This is a genomic window from Senimuribacter intestinalis (assembly GCF_943192965.1).
Lineage (GTDB): Bacteria > Bacillota > Clostridia > Peptostreptococcales > Anaerovoracaceae > Senimuribacter > Senimuribacter intestinalis.
In genome coordinates this window covers 213,523-235,569 of sequence record NZ_CALPCF010000001.1, presented here as the reverse complement: position 1 = coordinate 235,569, position 22,047 = coordinate 213,523, and the positions used below count along the sequence as shown (strand labels likewise).

At 44.2% G+C, this 22,047-nt stretch carries 19 protein-coding genes; all 19 read left to right on the top strand.

The window, feature by feature from the left end; translation table 11 throughout:
* The first annotated feature begins 24 nt into the window (after nt 1-24).
* Nucleotides 25-744, top strand: a complete 720-nt coding sequence (locus NFR88_RS01180; RefSeq protein ID WP_161908726.1) for a hypothetical protein — start codon at nt 25-27, stop codon at nt 742-744.
* A gap of 288 nt (nt 745-1,032) precedes the next feature.
* Nucleotides 1,033-2,388, top strand: a complete 1,356-nt coding sequence (locus NFR88_RS01175; RefSeq protein WP_161908727.1) for an O-antigen ligase family protein — start codon at nt 1,033-1,035, stop codon at nt 2,386-2,388.
* A gap of 24 nt (nt 2,389-2,412) precedes the next feature.
* On the top strand, nt 2,413-3,114 hold the full coding sequence (locus NFR88_RS01170; RefSeq protein ID WP_251612833.1) for a peptidoglycan recognition protein family protein: 702 nt from the start codon (nt 2,413-2,415) through the stop codon (nt 3,112-3,114).
* Between the two features lie 128 nt (nt 3,115-3,242).
* Nucleotides 3,243-4,058 carry an InlB B-repeat-containing protein gene (locus tag NFR88_RS01165; protein WP_251612830.1) on the top strand — a complete coding sequence of 272 codons (816 nt, stop codon included), beginning with the start codon at nt 3,243-3,245 and terminating at the stop codon, nt 4,056-4,058.
* A 733-nt stretch (nt 4,059-4,791) separates the two neighbouring features.
* Nucleotides 4,792-5,652 carry a Rossmann-like and DUF2520 domain-containing protein gene (locus tag NFR88_RS01160; RefSeq protein ID WP_251612827.1) on the top strand — a complete coding sequence of 287 codons (861 nt, stop codon included), beginning with the start codon at nt 4,792-4,794 and terminating at the stop codon, nt 5,650-5,652.
* Complete coding sequence (gene panB, locus NFR88_RS01155) at nt 5,649-6,476, top strand: 3-methyl-2-oxobutanoate hydroxymethyltransferase (RefSeq protein ID WP_251612824.1); 828 nt, start codon at nt 5,649-5,651, stop codon at nt 6,474-6,476. The genes NFR88_RS01160 and panB overlap by 4 nt, the downstream gene beginning before the upstream one ends.
* A gap of 19 nt (nt 6,477-6,495) precedes the next feature.
* A complete protein-coding gene (gene panC / locus NFR88_RS01150; RefSeq protein ID WP_251612820.1) occupies nt 6,496-7,341 on the top strand; it encodes a pantoate--beta-alanine ligase in 846 nt (281 codons plus the stop codon).
* A gap of 11 nt (nt 7,342-7,352) precedes the next feature.
* Nucleotides 7,353-7,745, top strand: coding sequence for an aspartate 1-decarboxylase (panD, locus tag NFR88_RS01145; RefSeq protein ID WP_251612817.1), 393 nt, complete (start codon nt 7,353-7,355; stop codon nt 7,743-7,745).
* A gap of 552 nt (nt 7,746-8,297) precedes the next feature.
* Nucleotides 8,298-9,872 carry an InlB B-repeat-containing protein gene (locus NFR88_RS01140; RefSeq protein WP_251612813.1) on the top strand — a complete coding sequence of 525 codons (1,575 nt, stop codon included), beginning with the start codon at nt 8,298-8,300 and terminating at the stop codon, nt 9,870-9,872.
* A 239-nt stretch (nt 9,873-10,111) separates the two neighbouring features.
* Nucleotides 10,112-10,687, top strand: coding sequence for a prolipoprotein diacylglyceryl transferase family protein (locus NFR88_RS01135; protein WP_251612809.1), 576 nt, complete (start codon nt 10,112-10,114; stop codon nt 10,685-10,687).
* Nucleotides 10,688-10,734: 47 nt separating this feature from the next.
* Entirely contained in the window at nt 10,735-11,481 is a 747-nt protein-coding gene (locus NFR88_RS01130; protein ID WP_251612805.1) for a hypothetical protein, read from the top strand.
* Nucleotides 11,469-14,906, top strand: a complete 3,438-nt coding sequence (locus NFR88_RS01125) for an FN3 associated domain-containing protein (RefSeq protein ID WP_251612801.1) — start codon at nt 11,469-11,471, stop codon at nt 14,904-14,906. The genes NFR88_RS01130 and NFR88_RS01125 overlap by 13 nt, the downstream gene beginning before the upstream one ends.
* Nucleotides 14,907-14,985: 79 nt before the next feature.
* Complete coding sequence (locus NFR88_RS01120) at nt 14,986-15,444, top strand: hypothetical protein (RefSeq protein ID WP_160200632.1); 459 nt, start codon at nt 14,986-14,988, stop codon at nt 15,442-15,444.
* Nucleotides 15,445-15,915: 471 nt separating this feature from the next.
* Entirely contained in the window at nt 15,916-16,668 is a 753-nt protein-coding gene (gene larE / locus NFR88_RS01115; protein WP_251612798.1) for an ATP-dependent sacrificial sulfur transferase LarE, read from the top strand.
* Between the two features lie 22 nt (nt 16,669-16,690).
* Entirely contained in the window at nt 16,691-17,449 is a 759-nt protein-coding gene (larB, locus tag NFR88_RS01110) for a nickel pincer cofactor biosynthesis protein LarB (protein ID WP_160200630.1), read from the top strand.
* Nucleotides 17,450-18,655, top strand: coding sequence for a nickel pincer cofactor biosynthesis protein LarC (gene larC, locus NFR88_RS01105; RefSeq protein WP_251612796.1), 1,206 nt, complete (start codon nt 17,450-17,452; stop codon nt 18,653-18,655). It begins immediately after the preceding gene.
* Nucleotides 18,655-19,635, top strand: coding sequence for an ABC transporter permease (locus tag NFR88_RS01100; protein WP_161909225.1), 981 nt, complete (start codon nt 18,655-18,657; stop codon nt 19,633-19,635). The genes larC and NFR88_RS01100 overlap by 1 nt, the downstream gene beginning before the upstream one ends.
* Nucleotides 19,632-20,453, top strand: coding sequence for an ABC transporter permease (locus tag NFR88_RS01095; protein WP_160200627.1), 822 nt, complete (start codon nt 19,632-19,634; stop codon nt 20,451-20,453). The genes NFR88_RS01100 and NFR88_RS01095 overlap by 4 nt, the downstream gene beginning before the upstream one ends.
* A gap of 15 nt (nt 20,454-20,468) precedes the next feature.
* On the top strand, nt 20,469-22,043 hold the full coding sequence (locus NFR88_RS01090) for an ABC transporter substrate-binding protein (protein ID WP_306770904.1): 1,575 nt from the start codon (nt 20,469-20,471) through the stop codon (nt 22,041-22,043).
* The last annotated feature ends 4 nt before the right edge of the window (nt 22,044-22,047 follow it).

Here is a 22,047-nt window from a genome sequence, read left to right as displayed (position 1 = left end):
GAAAAAAGTAAAGGAGCGACCAAAATGGTATTTAATAGTGGACTAAAAAAACTTTTTTGCGCTGCCGCCCTTTTGTTTATGTTTGTAATAGCGGGGACGGTTGTTTTCGCAGATGACAGTATTGAGGGACTCTATGGTTCTTATGATGCTTATGACCCATATGATTCTTATGGCAGTGTGGAATCACCGGGCGTTGTAACACCAGATCCAGAAGAACCGGGTGTAACGCCAGAGCAGCCAGATAAACCAACTGTAACGCCTGATCCAGAAGAACCAGGTGTTACACCAGAGCAGCCGGATGAACCAACTGTAACACCTGATCCAGAAAAACCGGGTGTAACGCCGGAACCGGAGCAGCCGAAGCCAGTGGAGCCGACTCCAGTGCCAACACCGGAGCAGCCTGGACCAAGTGAGCCGGGCACAACACCGGAACTTCCGGATTTAGATGATACAGATGGCGCGGATACGTCTGTAGATATTGATGATGAAGAGCCGCCTCTTGCAGGTTTACCGGAAGAAGAGCCACCGCTTGCAGATTTGCCGGAAGAAGAGCCGCCTCTTGCGGATACGCCAGATACGCCGGATGAGCCGATGACAGATATTTCCGATGCTGATGTACCGCTTTCTGACATTCCAACGACTGGAGACAACAGCAGCTTAATTTTGTGGGCAGGATTATTACTGTTTGCGACAGGTGGCGCTGCAGTAACAGCAGTAAGCCTGAAAAGAAAAAACAGAGTATAAAAGTCGAAGAACAATCAAAAGTGTGTAATTTAGATATTTAGCGGGTACAGCCGGGGATCTTACAAGAAGAGTAAGACGCCCGGCTGTATTCGTTAAGAGAGAAAGAAACACGAGGAAGAGGGAAAATAATTATCTTGAAAGCCATGTTGCCTTATGATAAAATATATTAGATTGAGGATTAGATTTGAGTTTTGGGATATTTTTTAGGCGCACTTATATGCAGTTTGTATAGAGGAAGAAAGAGTACGCTTTTTTTGCATGCATATTATAATTCGGGGAGGAGAAAAGATGGGCAATAGTTTAGAAGAAAAATGCAGCAGTTGGATGGAGCATGTAACTTTGCTCCTTTTGTTTCTCGCTTTCTTTATTCTGACCCTTTGTCAAACCGGCACTGTTTTAGTGATAGGACTTGTGGGTATCATTTTATGTATGACGGGTATGATGCAGCCTGCAGCGAAGGTAGATTTGTGGATCTTGCTGCCATTGATTTTTTATAATGTGATGAGTGCCTGTTCATCCTATGCGGTTTATGGGAATTTTGTTAAAGGGTTTGCATCGACTCAGTCGATTTTTCCAGTGATGCTTTTGCTGCTTTCATATTTATCCGCAGAGGAAAGAGTTCTTTTAAAACGACTCAGTGTGGTCTGGATGAGCATGATTGCGGCAATGGGAATCCTGCAGTTTGTGGCAGATGCATTGCAGGGGGACGCCGGCAGACTTGGTGGAGTCTTTGGGAATCCCAATGCGCTTGGGACATTTCTCATCATAGGCTGGTTTGCGGCTATCAGTTGTAAAGAGGACAAAAAAACTGATGAGGGGGGGTGGAACCGTGTCTTTTCTTACGCGGAACCGCTTCTGCTGATTGCCCTTGCGCTGACCCTTTCAATGGGATCTTTTCTGTCTATGGCAATCGGACTTTTGGTTATGATAGTCTTGCGGAGATACACCATGAATGAGATTGCCTCGCTTTTTGCCAGAGTTGGATTCGGTGTGGGAACAGGACTGCTTCTTTATATCGCAGGGGACAAAACCAATGCGCCGTGGGTCTGTGCGGTCATGTTTATTTATTGTCTCATCGCCATAGTGATGTGGAGCCGATTAGAGCGGTTTTTAAATGAAAGTCCATTGACTTCGTTTTTTATGGTAGGCGTCGGCACATTGGGTGCACTGGGTGCAATTCTGTTAAGACCTAACGCTACTGCAACTTTTGCAGAACGGATTGGTATGATGCGAAATGGTTTAGGATATTTTTTTGTAAATCCTATCCTGGGTGTGGGACCGCAGCAGTGGCGGATTCTTAATCTGCAGGACAGCGATAAGTACTTTAACACCTGGCATATCCACAATATTTTTATTCATGTGGGCGTAGAGCTGGGGTTAGTGGCGCTGGCAATGCTGCTGATTATTGTACTGCGGCACTACAAGAAAAAAGAGAGTGCAGCACAGAGGAGCGGTTTCACAGCAGCGCTGGTGCACAGCTTTATGGATACGACATTCCTTTATGTGGCGGCGGTGCCGTTTGTTATGTTGACAACAGAGGATGATGAAGCGAAAAAGCAGGTAATCAGTGAAAAGGTAACAAGACTAATTTTTGGCAGTTTTGCGCTGTATTTTGCATATAATGTATATTGCTGTGTGGTATAGGGACTTAGAAGGAGCTCGATTTTCATGGGAAAAAAGAACATACAAATGAAAAATAAAAAGCGTTATACTGGCGAAAAGATGCTGCTTTTGGGATTTTGTGTCATGGCTTGTTTTGTATTGCTGATGGCGTATCGCTTCATGTCCAGCATTCCTGATACGGTAGGACGGGAACTTTCTGCAGCAGAAGAGCAGGAAGTAATTGAAAGAAACAGTTCAATGATTGATTATATCTGGCTGACTGCCAATGCGGATTTTCCGAGAGGTGAGAAAATACAAAAAATTACAATTCATCATATGGCGGGTAATTTTACACTGGAACAGGTAGGAAAAGATTTTTCGACTAGTGACCGAAAAGCCTCTTCTAACTATGCCATAGACAGCACCGGCAGAGTGGCGCTTTATGTAGAGGAAGGCAACCGTCCATGGAGCTCCAGTAACAAGGAAAATGATGATATGGCAGTTACCATTGAGGTCGCTAATGATATCATTGGCGGTGATTGGCATGTCAGCGATGCCGCTTATGAGAAACTTATTGCATTGTGTGCAGATATCTGCAGGCGTAATGGGATACAAAAGCTGGTGTATACTGGTGATGCTGCAGGGAACCTGACTTTGCACAAAATGTTTTCAAAAAAGACGGAGTGCCCGGGCGCATATCTGGAAAGCAAAATGGTCGACATTTCTGATGCAGTGAATCAAAAATTAAGCACATCAGATTCAAAGTAGCTCTGGGAAATGGAAGCGATTCTTTTTTAGAGCAGTAATAAAATAATAATGAAAGAAGAGGAAGTGATAAAAAGATGCTTTTTAAAAGCAGTGTAAAAAAATTCTTTTGTTCTGCCGCCCTTCTATTTATGTTTATTTTAGCAGGGACGGTAGTGTTTGCAAACGAGAGTTTTGCAGACGTAAGTGGACCATATTCGCCGTATAATGAAGGCGGCAGTGATGTGAAAACATATGTTGTCACCTATGAAGACGGCGTGGAAGATGATGAAGTTTTTGAAACACAGGTATATCCGAATCTGAGTTTGGGAGAAGATACACCTAAATTTGACGGAACCCCGGTTCGCGAAGGTTATACTTTTGTCGGCTGGGACAAAGAAATCAGCGAAACTGTAACAGGGGATGTCACTTATGTAGCAGTCTGGGAACCTGTGAAGACAGTAAAACCGAGACCGCCGGTGATTACTTATACTGTAATTTATACCGATGGTGTAGACGGGGAAGATGTTTTTACAGATCAGATTAACTCAAATCTTTATTATGGGGAAACAACCCCGGAATTTAAAGATGGTATTCCAGAAAGAGAGGGATATGTCTTTGCCGGCTGGGATATTACAATCAGTGATACTGTGACGGGAAATGTGGTTTATACTGCAACATGGATTCCGAAGGAGCCAGTTGATATCGAGGACGAGGAACCACCGCTTTCTGAATATCCGCAGATACCAGATGAGGAACCACCGCTTGCTGATGTACCGGAAATGGAGCCGCCTTTAGCGGATGTGCCAGAGCTGGATCATTCTTCGGCAGGTGCTGTACCGCAGACTGGTGATGTACCACAGACTGGTGATGGCAGTGGACTGCCTCTTTGGATTGCAGGACTTCTGCTCGCAGGAAGCGGGCTGGCAGCAATGTCGGTCTGTCAAAGACGCAAGGGCAGAGAATAGCTGCAAGAGGGTGAAGAGATGTGCATAAAATGGAGAGAAATGTCGAGACTGTAAAGACGTGAACGGCGTAAAACAGAAAGAATACTGGGACGTATCGTTATTACAGTGTGAGAGACTGCAGTTTGGTTTAAACCGGGCTGCAGTCTCGTTTTAATTAGATTGTTTTGTGGTAAAGCAAAAAATAGAGAGTGTTGTTGGAAATATAACAAGAATCTAACCCGGAGAAATTTGCAGACGATCTGCAGCAGTCAGCAGCAACCCATACAGTATTTCTAACTACGGTAAACGCATGAAAAATATTATTAACCATCTATACTGACAAAATGAGAGCAGCATGCAGGATTTTGTCAGCAAATCGTGAAGAACCCCATCTTAATACGCCCGAAATCCTGACAGAGCTGACAAAATCAAAAATAATTGTCAGCTCTGTCAGGATTTTTGATAGAAACACAGACAAAACTGACAAAAATCTAAAAAACTGTCAGCTTTGTCTGTCCCAGAAAATCACTAAACGTTTTTCGTGTATTTGCCGTGTATTTCTAACAAAAAACACTGTACAAACCTGCGTTAAAATGCTATAGTAAACATGGATGGCATTCATGAACCGAAGCGATACCAATTTTTATCTAAAACAGGAAATGTCTTTGGACTGTATCCGCTTTGACGGAACGACACTGGAGGCAGAAGAGCTTAGCGCATATCTACTCCCCGAGAAAATCAGGAGGTGATAGGTATGAGAGCAGGTTTTATAGGAGCCGGAAAGGTCGGCTTCTCACTGGGAAAGTATCTGGCGGAGGGTGGTATATCCCTTAGCGGCTATTACAGCAGAAGCCCCGCGTCCGCCAAAGACGCAGCAGCCTTTACAGGCAGCAGATACTACGAAACTTTAGCAGATATTGTGAACGACAGTGATACCCTTTTCATTACAGTGCCCGACGGCTGTATCAGTGAGATTTGGGATGACATGCGCAGTTTGCCTATTGAAGATAAGAATATTTGTCATTGCAGCGGTTCGATTCCATCGACCGTTTTTTTTAATGCGGAGGATAGGGGGGCCTTCAGGTATTCCATTCATCCTCTTTATGCAATCAGCAGCAAGTACGAATCCTACAAAGAACTTCCAAAAGCATATTTTGCTATTGAAGGGAGCCCGGCGAGGCTTGACGAGATGAGGCAGTGCTTTGAAGCTCTTGGAAACAAGGTGGGAATCATCAGTCCAGAGGTGAAAACCCTTTATCATGCAGCGGCAGTCATGGTCAGCAATCAGATGATTGCTCTTGCCGATATAGGAGCGCAGCTTTTACAGCAGTGCGGCTTTGAACGGGAAGACGCAGAGAATGCGTTAGCGCCTTTGATACTGGGCAATGCGCAGGCGGTGACCTCGTTCGGGGCGGAAAAAGCCCTAACAGGACCTTGCGAGCGAGGAGATGACAAAACCGTGGCGGCGCATATAAAGGCACTTGAGGCGGCGGAATCTTTAGACGAGGAGATTTTGCCGGCCTATAGAACGCTGTCGGTAAGACTTGTTAAGATTGCAGAACGAAAAAATCCGAGTAGAGATTACAGGAAATTGAAAAAGGAGTTAGAACAATGAAAAACACGGTGGCAACATTAAAGCAGCAGAAACTGGACGGAGATAAAATCACTATGCTGACAGCATATGATTATTCTACTGCAAAACTGATGGATGAGGTCGGTGTAAATACTATTTTGGTAGGAGATTCCTTGGGCATGACGATGCTGGGATATGAGGACACATTGTCTGTAACCATGGAGGATATGATACACCATACTGCGGCGGTTGCAAGAGGAACTAAGAACGCACTGGTAGTTGGGGACATGCCTTTTATGAGTTATCAGACTTCCGTCTATGATGCAGTGGTTAATGCCGGCAGACTGATGAAAGAAGGCAGGTGTCAGGCTGTAAAGCTGGAAGGCGGCGCAGCGGTTTGCCCGCAGATTAAGGCTATTGTGGAAGCTTCTATTCCAGTGGTTGCCCATATCGGTCTTACCCCGCAGTCTGTCAATGCTTTTGGTGGATTTAAGGTGCAGGGAAAGAGCGAAGAGGCAGCAAAGAAGCTGATTGAAGAGGCGAAGGCTGTTGAAGCAGCAGGCGCTTTTGCAGTGGTACTGGAATGCGTTCCAGGTAAGCTGGCAAAGATTATCAGTGAGACTATTTCTATTCCGACCATCGGTATTGGCGCAGGAAATGGCTGTGATGGACAGGTGCTTGTATATCAGGATATGCTGGCAATTTTCTCCGACTTTAAGCCAAAGTTTGTAAAGCGTTTTGCTGATGTTGGCGCAGCTATGAGGGAAGGCATTGCAGGCTATATCGAAGAAGTCAAGGCAGGTACGTTCCCGGCGGAAGAACATACTTTTAAAATTTCTGATGATGTAATAAATAAATTGTACTAAAAAATAGGGAGCAAAGAGAATGAAAATCGTAAAAACCATAGAAGAAGTCAGAACGGCCGTCAAGGCTTGGAAAGCAGAGGGGCTTACCGTAGGACTGGTGCCTACCATGGGCTTTCTCCATGAAGGGCACGAAAGTTTAATTCTTCGTGCGGCAGCAGAAAACGATAGAGTTGTTGTCAGCGATTTTGTCAATCCGACTCAGTTCGGACCAGGCGAAGATTTGGAAAGCTATCCGAGAGATTTGAATAGAGACGCAGCCTTGTGCGAAAACGCAGGAGCAGCCCTTTTGTTCAATCCGGAACCTTCCGAAATGTATGCGGACGACGCCTGCACCTTTGTGGACATGCGCGCCCTCACAGGAGAGCTTTGTGGAAAGTCCAGACCGATTCATTTCAGCGGCGTGTGCACGGTGGTTTCCAAACTTTTCAACATCGTGACGCCGGATAGAGCATACTTCGGACAGAAGGATGCGCAGCAGCTTTCCGTTATTCGCCGCATGGTGCGCGATTTGAACTTTGGCATTGAAATTGTCGGCTGCCCGATTATTCGTGAAGCGGACGGACTTGCGAAGAGTTCCAGAAATACTTATCTGAACGCGGAAGAACGCAAGGCGGCACTGGTGCTTTCACGGGCGGTAAAGCTGGGAAGCGAAATGGCAGAGAGCGGTGAGAAATCTGCTGACGCTATCGTTTCCGCCATGAAAAAGGTCATCGAGGCAGAACCTATGGCAAAGATTGACTACGTACAGGCTGTAGACGCAGTTTCTGTGGAACCGATTACTGAGATGAAGCCGCCGGTGCTGGTAGCTATGGCAGTCTATATCGGAAAGACCAGACTCATCGACAACTTTATTTACGAAGGCTAAGGGGGAAAATCATGTACATCGAGATGTTAAAAGGAAAAATTCATCGTGCAACAGTAACGCAGGCAGAACTTGACTATGTGGGCAGCATTACTGTGGATGTAGAGCTTCTTAAAGCCGCCGGCATTTTGGAATACGAAAAAGTGCAGATTGTGGACATCAACAACGGGGCGCGTTTTGAGACTTATACCATTGCAGGGGAAGCAGGAAGCGGTATTATCTGTCTTAATGGCGCAGCAGCTCGCTGCGTACAGAAAGGAGATAAGGTCATCATCATGGCGTATGCACAGATGACGCCGGAAGAGGCATCGGAAAATCCGCCGAGCGTAATCTTCGTGGACGATGAGAATAAAATCAGTCGTGTCAGCCGCTATGAAAAACATGGCAGGCTGGAAGATATGGAATAAGGTTGTAGCCGCAGCTCTTTGCGAGGGAAGATTCTTGCAGAGGGCTGTTTTATTGTCTGAGGATAACAATGTTTGCGGGCGCGCATCTGAAGCTTTCCTTTGTGGAAGATTGGCGTAGATTCTTTCTGGGGAAAATGGATTTCTGTAATAAATCGAAGTATTGTCAAAAATATAACAAATTTCTAACTGTGTTTTGGTATAATAAAAAAATAAATGGCGTCAGAAGTATGAATGAGTTGAATGGAAACATTGAAATTTTAATATTTGTAATGGTTGTAAACGCTTGATAATCTGTTCGCACAGGTGTTACCTTCTCAGTTCTAATAACTTGACAAAGGGGCGTGGGTAGAGTACTATAATATATAAGTAAAAAAGGATAAAATGTTTCAAATATGTGATGCCCTCTCTTCAGACAGCTAAAACATTTCTATGAGGGGTTAGCACATATTTAAGGAAACTGGAGCCGACCATGAGAAATCCAATTAAGGTGGTATGATAGCAAAAGCTATGATATAGATGAAACTATTAATATTAAGTAAAGGAGATGAAAGAATGAAAAAAGTAATGAGTTTAGTTCTGACAGTAGCTATGCTGGTTTGCTTTATGCCGACGATGGCGTTTGCTGCAGAAAAGAACTGGGACGACAACGGCAAAATTTATTTTGCACTTGAGTCCGGGGATACGACTGCATCTGTAACCGCTTATGATGACTACAGCGTGGTTGCTAAGATTGTCGGTGAAAAAGTAGATGCAAACTCAGCAACTGCTACGTTGAAGATGAAAAACATCGCTGGACTTGGAATTACAGGGCTGAGAGAAGCAAGCTATACTCTTAATACTGGAATTGATCTTAAAGGTATTCCGCTAAGTGCTGCGCTGCAGAATCTTTTTGCATTTGAATCTGCTGTTTTAGAAGGAAAAGTAGATAATCTTGACTTTTCTTATGCAGTAGAGGCTACCGATAAGAACCCTTCTACGTTTACTGTAGAGGCAAACCCTATCGGCGGTGCTGATAAAGTCAGAGCAGCTTGGCAGAAATTAGTTGATATGGTGGAGGTAACTGCAGGAACAGATGACAGCAAGATTTTTATTCCGGCAGGCGCATATATAAAGATTGGCTATGAAAAATTAATCTTTGATAAGGACTGCACAGTAAATCCAAGCAGTCAGAACGGTCTTGGCGGTTCTGAAGCTGCTATTAGAGATGCTGCACACTTAGAAACAGGCGTAACTACGGAGAATGGCAATAATATCGAAATATATTTGCCAAAGGGAAGCTCTTTACAGGTCAGCAGTTCTGCTGCAACCTTAAAGAGAGGTGTTACAGTAAGAAGTGACCTGGCATTCTCTGACGAAATTCAGGAGCCGCTGGATACTTTGAGAACGGCTGACGACGCAAGAGCTGTTATCGCATTCTTTGTTAAAATGTTTGATGATGCAGTAGGTCAGGCTAACGGTCAAACTGTAAATGTTACTATTCTGGGCGATTACGATATTACTTTCATTAATGAAGGAACAAAGACTGTAGAAACTGCAAAGTTCGGCGAAAGCGTATCTCTGCCGGCAGAAACTCCTGAAAAGGAAAATGCAACCTTTGATGGATGGTATATTGGAGATACAAGAGTTACTGGTACCGTGCGAGTAACTGGAGATATGGAAGTTGTTGCTAGATTTACTGACAACCAGCCGGTAACTCCTCCAGTTGGTCCAACTACACCAACAACTCCGGTGGATCCAGAGCCTCCAACAGATATCGAAGATCCTGATACACCGTTGGGACCTCTTCCTGATGAAGAAGTTATCGCTGCAGTACAGGGTGCTAAGATTAAGCTGACTTCTAAGCTGACAACCTTGAACGGTAAAAAAGCAGTAAAGGTAACTTGGACAGTGCCATCGGCAGTTGAAGAGTTAGAACTGGACGGATATGAAGTATATAAATCCACCAAGAGATACTCTGGATTTGGAAAGACTCCATATTTTAAGACAACTACTAAGAAGAGCTATATTAATAACAAAGAACTGAAGAAAGGCAAGACTTACTACTACAAAGTAAGAGGCTATAAGATGGTGGGAGATCAGAAGGTTTACACCCAGTGGTCAACCAAAGCATGGAGAACCATCAAATAGTTCTGTGCCTAATAGTTTCATTAAGATGATATGGGCAGTCTTCACAGACTGCCCTTTTATCAAAGTCGGATGATAGAGCAACAATGATATTATAAGGGAATGGAGATATAGAAGTGTTTTTTCCCTGGATAGAGGAACATATATTACTGACTTGTTTGATTTTTGCCACGGCAATAGGTTGTGGCTGGCTGTGGATATTTCGTCACAGACTACAGATTCCCTCATCGTTAATTCCTGTTATGTCTGCTTTAAATACAGCCGCAGGAGTGGTGTGTGTTAAGTTATTTGCAGGATTAGAAACATGGGGAAACCCGTTAGAAAGCGGTCAGTCTCTTTTCGGAAGTATTTTTCTTTTGCCTATCGTGTATTTCATAGGCGCGAGACTATTTCGCAGACCGTTTTGTGATGTATTTGATGTTTTCGTCATGTGTACGATTACGACCCTGATATTTGCAAGAATTGCTTGTATTGTAAGCGGCTGCTGTCAGGGGCAGTTTTTGCCAGGAAGCGAATCCCTTCGCTGGCCGACACGAGAATTAGAGATTATATTTCATATCGGATTATTGATTTTTTTCTATATAAAAAATCGAAAGGGAACTCAATTAGGAGAGCTTTGGCCACTATATATGATTGCATATGGCGGCTTCAGATTTTGCGAAGAATGGCTGCGTGCAGGAGAAGTGGTTTTCGGACCATTTCACTATGGCCATATCTGGGCAGTATTGAGTGCTATTATTGGAAGCGCAGTTTATTTAGAATTGCGGGAACAAAGAAGTAAAGTTGAATATAAGAATGTTAAAAAACAGTTTAGATAGAAGAGAGTTAGTGTAATTTAGAAAGAATTAGTAAAAGGAGTTTTGAAATGCTGAAACGTGTATTGAAGCGTGTATCCATGGAACTATTTATTGCAATCCTGTTGTTTAGCCTGCTTGCAATGATTTTGGTTCCAAATGCTGCTTTTGCAGGCATATCCGGTACACTGAGCGACCAGAATATCAGCTTGAGCGAAAAAGGAAGCGGCACATGGGAAGTAAAAGATGGCACTGGAATTACAGGATCCGTAACGGGAACTGCGGGAGGTGGCTGCAGCAGTGCAAAGTCATCAACGGCAACACTTGTAATTAAAAATGCCAGCGATAAAACAGAGACTTTGTATTTCGGTTTTAAAGCCACCCCAAATGGAGGCTCCGTGCAGATAGGCGAAGAGACATACACGAGTTTATTTAACGGGGATTTTGAAACTGAATTAGCGCCAGGCGCATCTGTGAATATCGTAATTACCTCAGCAGAAGATGAGAAGACGACATCTGTTGATATAAGTGATATACAGCTTGGGAAAAATGAGAATCCCAGCATAACTTTTGCAGAGGCCGAACACGGCAGTTACACCGTAGACGGCGAGTCCATCAGCGAAACCCAAACATTCACAAAGGCAGGGGCGGAAGGATATCTGCTGGAGACCGGAGAAGGTGAAACGGAATACGAGTTTATGGGCTGGTATCTGGATGATAAACTTTTATCAACGGATGTAAGCTATTCCTTTTCCCAACTAAGGATGGAACAATTTCTGCAAAATTCAGCAAAGCATCCGATCCGATGCTTGGAGTAGGCTCAAAGGTTTATTTTAGCTGGGATGAAGCAATTAGTGAAGCAGAAAGCAGTGACTCGAAGGTCATCACGCTATTGAGAAACGGCGTGATGGAAGGGGATTATACGATTCCAAGCGGCGTAACTTTATTGATTCCTTTTGATGATGCAAACACCTGCTATACAACGAAACCAGGAATTGCGACAACTGGTACGAGAAAAGAGTATCGGAAATTGACTATAAATGGAACACTAACTGTAGCCAGCGGCGGTGCAATCAGTGTCAGCGCGGCCCATTCTTCGCAGCAGCCGAATGTTGGGGCTGTCGTAGGTGCATACAGCCATATAGAACTTTCAGATAGTGGAAGAATAGATCTACAGTCCGGTGCATCACTCTATGCTTATGGATATATCACCGGAGACGGACTTGTACAGGCAAATCCGGGCGCACAGGTTTATGAGTACTTCCAGATTAGAGACTGGAGAGGCGGAAGCTGTACATCTCAATTGAACAAAGCAAGCGAAAAGGTATTTCCGTTCTCCCAATATTATATACAGAACATTGAAGCGCCGCTCAAACTTTATAAAGGTGCGCAATTAAAAGGCTACACGAGTATTTATGCGGCCAAAACTAATACAAGCGCAGAGATTTCTTTTATCGGTGACGGCGGACTTTATATGCTGACAGATGAGAACAGCTATCTGATAAAGAGATATGATAAAACAAACGATAGACTTTATCTGGATGTTAATGGCGGATTGAATGTAAATGAAATTTCTCTCAATGTAAAGTTGTCTATTATTTCGCAGACCGTGCATTCATCTGATTATGTTCTTCCGATTAATGGAAATATTTCCATCATTATGCGGAAGGGAACAATGCATGTGAACGAAGATATGTCTTTGCTTCCGGGTGCTGAAATAACGATTGAAGAAGGCAGTGAATTAGAAGTAACTGAAGGAGCAGATCTGTTTGTATACGATAGAGAGGAATGGATAGGAAAAGGCTATATTACTGGCAATCGGGATTTCTATGCTGCGGCGTATGTGGCAAATCAGCAGCAAAGATATACCCGTACTGCAAATGATTTAAAAGACGCAAAGATTGATATTAACGGCACAATGACTGCAAATGGAGGCGTTTATACGACAGCTGGCGGCGGCAATATTATCAGCAGCAAGGGAACCGGTCAGTTTGTATTATCAAATGCTGTAGACGGAAGCAGAAAGTTACATGAGATAACACAGAGCAATACAGATGCGACTTTCCATGAGATAGCAATTACGCCGGCGCAGTTATGCAATGCTGACGAAACATTTACAGAAATCACAGAAGGAAAAGCCGGATACATCTATACTTATAATAAGGGTAAATGGTCTGCAGGCAGTCCGATTGCCAGTGTAGATGCCAAAGATTACGAGAAGGAAGGAATCTTTGAGGGTGATAAGTCTGTAGATCTCAGGATAGAGGGTGTAGCAGGAGCAGAAATTCGTTATACAACGGACGGAAGTAGCCCAACTGCGGACAGTTCTCTTTATGAGAATCCGATCGCACTAAAATGTGATAGCGACAAGGATGTAGAATACACCATCAAAGCTGCTGCATATAAAGACGGTAAACAGATTGGTCCGGTTGTAGCATATAAGTATACGATTACTTCCGGTCATAAGTACGGAAAATGGGAGTGCACTGCAGCGCCAACTGAAATGACAGAAGGTACGCTGGAAAGAACTTGCAGCATATGCGAAGAAACAGAAAGTGTAACACTTCCGGTTTTATCAGAAGACAGCCAGGAATATGATGTGGCGATGAATCCTGCGCCGACCTGTACAGAGGGAGGAATCGCAATCTACATTTATAAAACGGAAACCGAAGAGGCATTTTCCTTTGAGGTAGAGCTTAACGCAGCCGGACACATCTATAGCGAATGGGAGATTGATACTAAACCGACCCAGTTGGCACCGGGACATATGTCCAGAAGATGTATCGGATGTGAGGATATTTATGAGGAAGAGATTCTTCCGATGTTAAGTGAAGACGATTATACGTGTGTGCGTGTGACAGAACCGAATTGTACTGATACAGGGCTGGATAGATATACACTGAAAAATGATGAATCAGTTATGGTAGATATAAGCCTTGAGGCGCTTGGTCACAGTAAGCGTTTTGTAGAGGAAAAAGCAGCGACCTGTGAGAAAGACGGCATTATTGCACATTTACATTGCCAGCGCTGCGATGGGAATTTCGATGAAGATGGTAATGAAGTGCAGGATGTAACTATTACAGCATTGGGTCATAACTATGGTGCGTGGAAAGTAACTGTTAATCCGACAGAGGAGGCGGCAGGCGTCTTAACTAGAGTATGTGCACGTGGTGCGTGTGGAAATGAAGAAACCAAGACATTACCGGTTCTCGGCAGTGAGGCATATGTGGTGAAGGTTGATGAACCAAGCTGTACTGAGGCGGGTGAAGCGGTTTATCGGTACACAGCAGATGGTCAGGACTTTGTTTTCAAGATGATACTTGATGCGAAAGGTCATGATTACGGTAAACTAATAGAGGGTAAAGCGGCAACCTGTGAAGAAGATGGAATTCTTGCACACTACACTTGCAGCGCTTGTCATATGAATTTTGATGAAGACTACAAAGAAATGAACGGCGTAGTAATTGAAAAGCTGGGACATAAGGCAGTAGCTGATGAAGCTGTGGAAGCAACCTGTGCTGCAACTGGATTAACTGAAGGCAGTCACTGTGAGGTTTGCGGTCTTGTATTAAAAGCGCAGAAGATAGTTCCGAAAACTGAAGCGCATACACCGGTTGATATAGAAGAAACAGCTGCAACTTGTGTAAAGGATGGAAAGACAGCTGGGAGTAAGTGCAGTGTGTGTGATAAAGTTTTGATTGAGTCCGAGGTTGTGCTGGCGACAGGTAAGCACATTTATGAAAATGGAATATGCAGGGATTGCGGCGCTGCTGAACCGTCAATACCAGTTGGTCCAGTAAATCCTCCAGTAGACCCAAATCCGGGTCCTACGGAACCGACAACACCGGTAGAGCCGCAGCCACCGACAGAAATCGAAGATCCGGATACACCGCTGGGACCTCTTCCTGACGAAGAAGTAATCACAGCAGTGCAGGGAGCAAAGATTAAGCTGACTTCCAAGCTGACGAAGCTGAACGGAAAGAAGGCAATTAAGGTGACGTGGACTGTTCCAAAGAACATCGAGGACATTGGTTTGGACGGATATGAAGTATATAAATCCACCAAGAGATACTCTGGATTTGGAAAGACTCCATATTTCAAGACAACAACAAAGAAAAACTATATCAATAACAAGGAACTGAAGAAAGGCAGAACTTACTACTACAAGGTAAGGGGCTATAAAGTGGTTGGAGATCAGAAGATTTACACCCCTTGGTCAACAAAAGCCTGGAGAAGGATTTAATTGATGTAGAGTTTATATGCAAAAAGACGACCTTTATAGGTTGTCTTTTTGCGCATTATAGTGAGAAAGGAAGACATTTATGCAGAATTTTGACGTTTTGCAAGGTCTGTTTTGGAGTGTTACATATATACTAATAATTGTATATAACGTAAAAAATCGGAATACGAATATACCGCCAATCGCAATATTTATAAATTTTGCTTGGGAGATAAACGCTTTGCTCCAAGATATTACAGTTGAAGGAACGGCTAGTTTTATACACATTGCATGGTGTGGGCTAGATGCTGCAATTGTGGGGTCCTACCTACTATTATGTAAGCCTGTATACTTTAAGAAGATTTTTCTAATGCCAATTTTTCTCTTGGGACTATTGTCATTTATGGTGGCGTTTAGACATTCAAATGGAATGTTGATAACTTCTTTTTTTATTGATTTTACTATGGAAATGGAGTATCTATTATATAGTTTCAGCAGCCGCAGCAAACAAATGAAAGTAGATATAACTGCACTATCTATAGGGAGTATCATTTGTTTGTAAATTTGATTGGGGTAATGATTCTGATGATTAATTATATATATCTTAGACGAATTTTACATCTCAAATGCTGTAAAAAACAACAATAAACGAATCTGTTTTTTCTATAATAGAATAGTCGCCAGGGAAGAATGTGTCCTTATTCGATTTCGGTGTTGGGGAAAATTAAATTATCAAAACTAATTATAAAATCCATGAAATCAAATACATTTTTTTCGGTGTATCATATCAAAGGGCTATTTTAAAGCTTAGGGATAACAGGTTCCGGCTCAAAAAAACTTGATTTTTGAGCCGGGCTGGGGTACAATAAATATATTAGATTTCATGAAGAAATTGCGTGCAGACTTTGAAAAGTTCTGATAAACATTGCATCATAAATTACATATTAGAAAGATTGCGCCACGAAGGCAGATAGGGTTTCGCAGAAACCCAGCTTTGTTCGTGGCGTTTTTGTTTTGTCGAGAGAGGATGAACATGGAATATAGAAATTTAGAAGAGTTTTTTAAAGAAAATCGAAAGGTAGCTTTGGCTTTTTCAGGCGGAGTGGATTCTGCGTATTTACTTTATGCGGCGCAAAGATGGGAAGCGGATGTGACTGCCTATTTTGCAAAGAGTCAATTTCAGCCGCAGTTTGAGCTTTCGGATGCAAAGAGGTTGGCTGCAGAGCTTTCTGCAAAGCTGCGCATTTTGGAGTGCGATATTCTGGAGGACGAAACCGTTGCAGCAAATCCGGAAAACAGATGTTATTACTGTAAAAAGCACATTTTCGATAGGCTGCTTGAGGCGGCAAAAGCAGACGGATACGATGTTATCATTGACGGCACTAATGCTTCTGATGATGCCGGGGACAGACCGGGCATGCGGGCGCTTTCCGAAATGAAAGTTCTGTCACCGCTGCGGCTTTGCGGAATGACAAAAAAAGAGGTTAGAGATCGCTCGAAAGCGGCTGGGCTTTTTACCTGGGATAAGCCATCTTATGCCTGCCTTGCGACGAGAGTGCCTACAGGCGAAAAGATCACCGAAGAAAAGCTGTGCCGGATAGAAGGCGCAGAGGCTGCACTGATGAAACTGGGATTTTCTGATTTTCGGATCCGAATGTTCCATGACAGCGCCAGAGTACAACTGCCAGATGCACAAATGGATCAATTTGTAGCTGTGAGGGAGTCCGTAACCGAAGCGTTAAAACCATATTTCAATATAATACTGCTGGATATGCAGCCACGATAAAGGAAAACAGAAAGGAATAACTATGGAACAGCACGAAGTAAGGCAGCTGCTGCAGAAAGTAGCTGCAGGACAGATAGATGTAGAACAAGCTTTGTTAGGACTGAAAATGGCGCCTTTTGAGGAAATTGATATCGCATCGCTGGATCATCACAGAGGGATCCGCCAGGGTGCATCGGAGATTATTTATGGGGCGGGAAAAAGTCCTGAGCAGATTGATAAAATCGCTCATAGTCTTTGGAACAGCGGGCAGAAGACTATCCTCATTACGCGTATGAGTCAAGAAGCTGCAGAATATTTTCAAAGGGATATTCCTTTTACGTATTTTGCGGAAGCAAGAGTTGGACTTGTCGGTCAAAAAATTGCGCCAAAGCACGAAGGCTATATTCTGGTTGCCACAGGGGGCACTAGCGATATTCCAGTTGCAGAGGAAGCTGCGCTGACTGCCGAAATCATGGGTAATCGTGTAGAGCGGCTTTACGATGTAGGGGTTGCGGGTATTCACCGTCTTCTCGCCCATGTAGAAAAAATTATGGGCGCCAGGGTGATTATCGCTATTGCAGGGATGGAAGGAGCCCTTGCTTCTGTCATCGGAGGTCTTGCAGACTGTCCGGTGATTGCGGTACCTACCAGCGTAGGTTATGGCACAGCCCTTGGCGGTGTGACAGCACTTTTGTCCATGCTGAACTCCTGCGCCAGCGGAGTCAGTGTTGTCAATATCGACAATGGCTTTGGCGCTGGATATCAGGCAAATTTGATCAATAATATGGAGAGTGGAAAATAAATGAAGACTTTGTATATAGAGTGTAATATGGGCGCTGCAGGGGATATGCTGATGGCGGCGCTTTTGGAATTGATAGAAGATAAAGAGCAAGTTTTAAAGCAACTGAACAGCCTTCTGCCGGAGAAGGTGACAGTTGCCTTGGAGCCGTCCGAAAAGTGTGGTGTGACGGGAAGTCATATACGAGTTACTGTTGACGGTATAGAGGAAGGTGTTTGCCACCATGGACATCACGATCATGAACATGTTCACGCTGAACACCACCATCATCACAGCGGGATTGCGGAGATTTACAAACTGATAGAGGCTATGGAGGTTGCTGAAAAAGTAAAGACTGATGCAAAAGCGGTCTATAAACTGATTGCAAGTGCCGAATCGAAGGTGCATGGAAAGACCATGGAGGAAATTCATTTCCACGAGGTGGGAACGCTGGACGCAGTAGCAGATGTAGTTGGAAACTGTCTGCTCATGGAAAAAATCGGAGTACAGCGCATTGTGGTATCGCCGATTCATGTCGGATCCGGCAGCGTAAAATGCGCCCATGGCATACTGCCTGTACCAGCGCCTGCAACAGCGCTGCTTCTTGAGGGACTTCCGATTTACGGCGGAGAAATCAAAGGGGAACTGTGCACGCCGACAGGCGCAGCTCTTTTGAAATATTTTGGAACATCTTTTGAAACTATGCCTGCCATGACCGTAGAAAAAATAGGCTATGGTATGGGCACAAAAGACTTTGAGCAAAGACCAAACTGCGTCAGAGTGCTTTTGGGAGATGATGGTATTGCGGAAGCTGCAGCCAATGAAGTAGTAGAGCTTGCAGCAAACCTTGATGATATGACAGGGGAAGAACTGAGCTTTGCTATGGAAACCCTCTTAAAAGAGGGCGCATTAGATGTGTATTTTGAGCAGATTATCATGAAAAAGTCCCGTCCGGCGGTAAAACTGGTCTGCATGTGTAGACCGGAAGAAAAAGAAAAGTTTGCAGAGCTGATTTTAAAACACACTACCACCATCGGGGTGCGCGCATATGGGCTGGAGCGCTTTACTCTCAAGCGAAGAGTAGAGACAAGACAGACGCCTTGGGGCAAAGTTGATGTGAAGGTTTGCAGCGGCTATGGAGTTACCAGAGAAAAGCCGGAGTTCGCACAGGTAGCGGAAATAGCGGAAGCGCAGGGTCTTTCTATCAGGGATATCAAAGAGAAAATCTAATGAGAAAAATATGTAAAAAATTAATGCAGCTTTTTATCATATTAGTGCTTCTATCTGTGGCGATCTTTGTGATTGCTCGTCTTTGTCCAGGTGATCCGCTTAAAGCCTACTACGGCGACGGGATAGAGCGTATGAGCACCATGCAGCAGGAAGCTGCCAGAGAGCGTCTGGGACTCAATGATTCCATGCTGACTCAGTATTTGCGGTGGGCTGAAAATTTTCTGGATGGTAATCTAGGGCTTTCTTATAAGTACAAACAGCCTGTGCAGGCAGTGATTGGAAATGTGTGGACAAACACCCTGATTCTTGGCGGCGTGTCTTACGGGCTAACCTTTGGATTTGCAATCTTATTGGGCATGTTCTGCGCACGCAGAGAGGGAAGTCTTTCCGACCGGCTCATCTGCAAAATTGGTGTCATTTCAGCCAATGTACCGTCCTTTTTTCTGGCGCTGGTATTGATTCTGCTCTTTGCGGTAACCTTGAAAATTCTGCCAGCAGGAGGCGCTTACTCCCTTGGAAACAGAGAAAATTTGACAGATCGCTTTTTACATCTGATTCTGCCGGTGACAGTTATGGTTTTAGAACATCTGTGGTATTATGCCTATATGGTGAGAAACAAGCTGCTCGCGGAAACCCGCAAGGACTACGTGCTCCTTTGCAAAGCCGAAGGCATTGACGCAAAGACTATTATGAGAAAACATTGCTTACGCAATATTATGCCATCTATGTTTGTCATCATGGCGATTTCCCTGCCTCATATTCTTGGGGGCACTTATGTGGTAGAAATGATTTTCGGATATCCGGGGCTTGGCATGCTCGGTTTTGAAGCTGCTATGTATCAGGATTATAATATGCTGATGGCGCTGACACTTCTGACTGGCGCTATCGTGGTCGTATTTAATATACTGGCGCAAATTCTGAGCGAATGGCTTGATCCGCGCATGGAGTACGAGAAAACATTTCGGGAGGTGAGGGCATGAGTCTTATGAAAAAACTGCCAAAGGCAGCTTTCTGCACGCTTCTTGGGATTATTATCTGCTGCGGGTTGGCAGGCGTGCTATCGCCTTATTCCCCTGAAATGATGGACAGCAGTGCCGCAAGCGTAGCGCCGTGTATAGCCCATCCCTTTGGAACAGACCCCATGGGTAGAGACTTACTGACTCTGATTTTATACGGAGGACGAGCTTCTCTCCTAATCGGACTGATCAGTGGGTTGATTTCCACAGCTATTGCGGTGGTTTACGGGACAGTTAGCGGGCTGGCAGGTGAATGGATTAGTGATTTGCTCATGCGGTTTTCAGAACTTATCATGAGTCTGCCGCAGATTTTACTGATTCTTTTTCTGCAGGCTCTTTGGGGAAAAACCACAGTGCTTTCCCTGGCTGTTATCATCGGACTGACCGGCTGGATGCAAATCGCAAAGGTAGTTCGCAGCGAGGTCAGACAAATCCGGGGAAGTGATTATGTGCTGGCGGTCAAAACCATGGAGGGTGGATTCTGGTATATTTTATGGAGACATTTTTTACCTAATTTTATTTCTTCCATCATGTTCATGGTAGTGACCAATATCGGGCAGGCGATGATTACAGAGTCCACATTGAGCTTTCTGGGACTGGGGCTGCCGCTTACCATGGTGTCATGGGGAAGTCTTTTGTCCATGTCGCAGGAGGCGATGCTTTCCGGGAACTGGTGGATGGTGCTTCTGCCTGGCACGGTGCTCATTGTGACGCTAGTTTGTGTAACTGCGATTGGAGAATCAGTGAGAAAACAAAACAACAAACTTCACAGTAACTTATAGAAGAGGAAAATGAAGATGAAAAGAAAAATATTGACAACGATATTATGTATGATATTGGTAATTATAGTGGGAGTGGCGCTGGCAGGCTGCGGAGATAGCAGTGAAAATGGCAGCACCGCGTCTGCAATGGCGGCTGGTGAAAACACGCTGGTATATGGTAGTCAGGATTATACAGCCATCAATCCGGCACTTTATGAGCATGGCGAGATCAACCTGCTGCTGTTTGCTGGGTTAACTGCGCATGATGCGGAGAATAATGTAGTGCCTGGGCTGGCAAAGACGTGGGAGTTTGATGAGAAAACTCTTACCTATACGTTTCAACTTCGAGAAGGTCTGACCTTTCACGATGGACAGCCGCTGACTTCTGCTGATGTAAAATTTACACTAGATCTGATTCTGGATGAGAATAATCAGTCGGAAATTATTTCCAATTATACAGATATTCAGGAGATAAACTGTCCTGATGATCTGACCGTGGAAATAAAACTGAAGCAGATCAATGTGGCATTTCCTGATTACATGACTATCGGCATTCTGCCGAAGCACCTTTTGGAAGAGAGGGATCCGGCAACTGACAGTTTCAATCAGAATCCGGTCGGCGCAGGTCCTTATAAACTGGTTTCTTGGGATCAAGGGCAGTCCATTACCATGGAGCGGTTTGACCAGTATTACGGTGGAACACCAAAAATTGAACGGGTGATTTTCAAAATTGTTCCAGAGATTGACGCAAGAGCTATGCAGCTTCGCTCTGGAGAAATCGATATGGCAATGATTACGGCGAAGACTTCTGCCAGTGTAGCAAAGGAGAGCGGATATCGGATATATCAGATGAAAACCGCAGACTACAGAGCCATTGCATATAATTTTGCTAAGCCTGTATTTTCGGAAAATCCGGAACTTGCCGGCATTCTCAGTTATGCCATCGACAGAGACGCGATTGTTAAGAGTGTTCTTCTTGGCGAGGGGGAAGCGGCTTATTCACCGCTGCAAAAGGGCGCTTACAATAATGAAGAGATGGAGCGTTTCGACTATAATCCAAAGAAAGCAGAAACGCTTTTACAAGAAGCCGGCTGGACAAAAGGAGAAAGCGGCTATTATGAGAAAGATGGAGAAGAACTGGGATTTGTCATTTCAGCCATGGCGGATGATTCAGTGCGAGTTGATATGGCGAAAATGTGTGCAGCACAGCTTCGGTCAATCGGAATTAATGCAACAGCTGAGGCGAAAGCTTCTTTAGACTGGGCAAATCAGGACTGCTGTATCATCGGCTGGGGAAGTCCTTTTGATCCGGATGACCACACCTATAAAATCTTCTCTACCGGTGCTGGCGATAATTACACCGCTTATGGAAATACGGCAGTTGACAGGATTCTTGAAAAAGCAAGACATACAGAAGATGACAGCGCAAGAAAAGAGCTTTATATGGAATTTCAGGAGGAACTGACAAAGGCTATGCCGTACAGCTTCATCGCTTACGTGGATGCCTCCTATGCAGTACGTGAGAATGTAAAGGGAATCACAGAAAATACAGTGCTGGGTCATCACGGCGTAGGTGTGTTCTGGAATATAGCAGAGTGGGAAATTCAGTAAAACT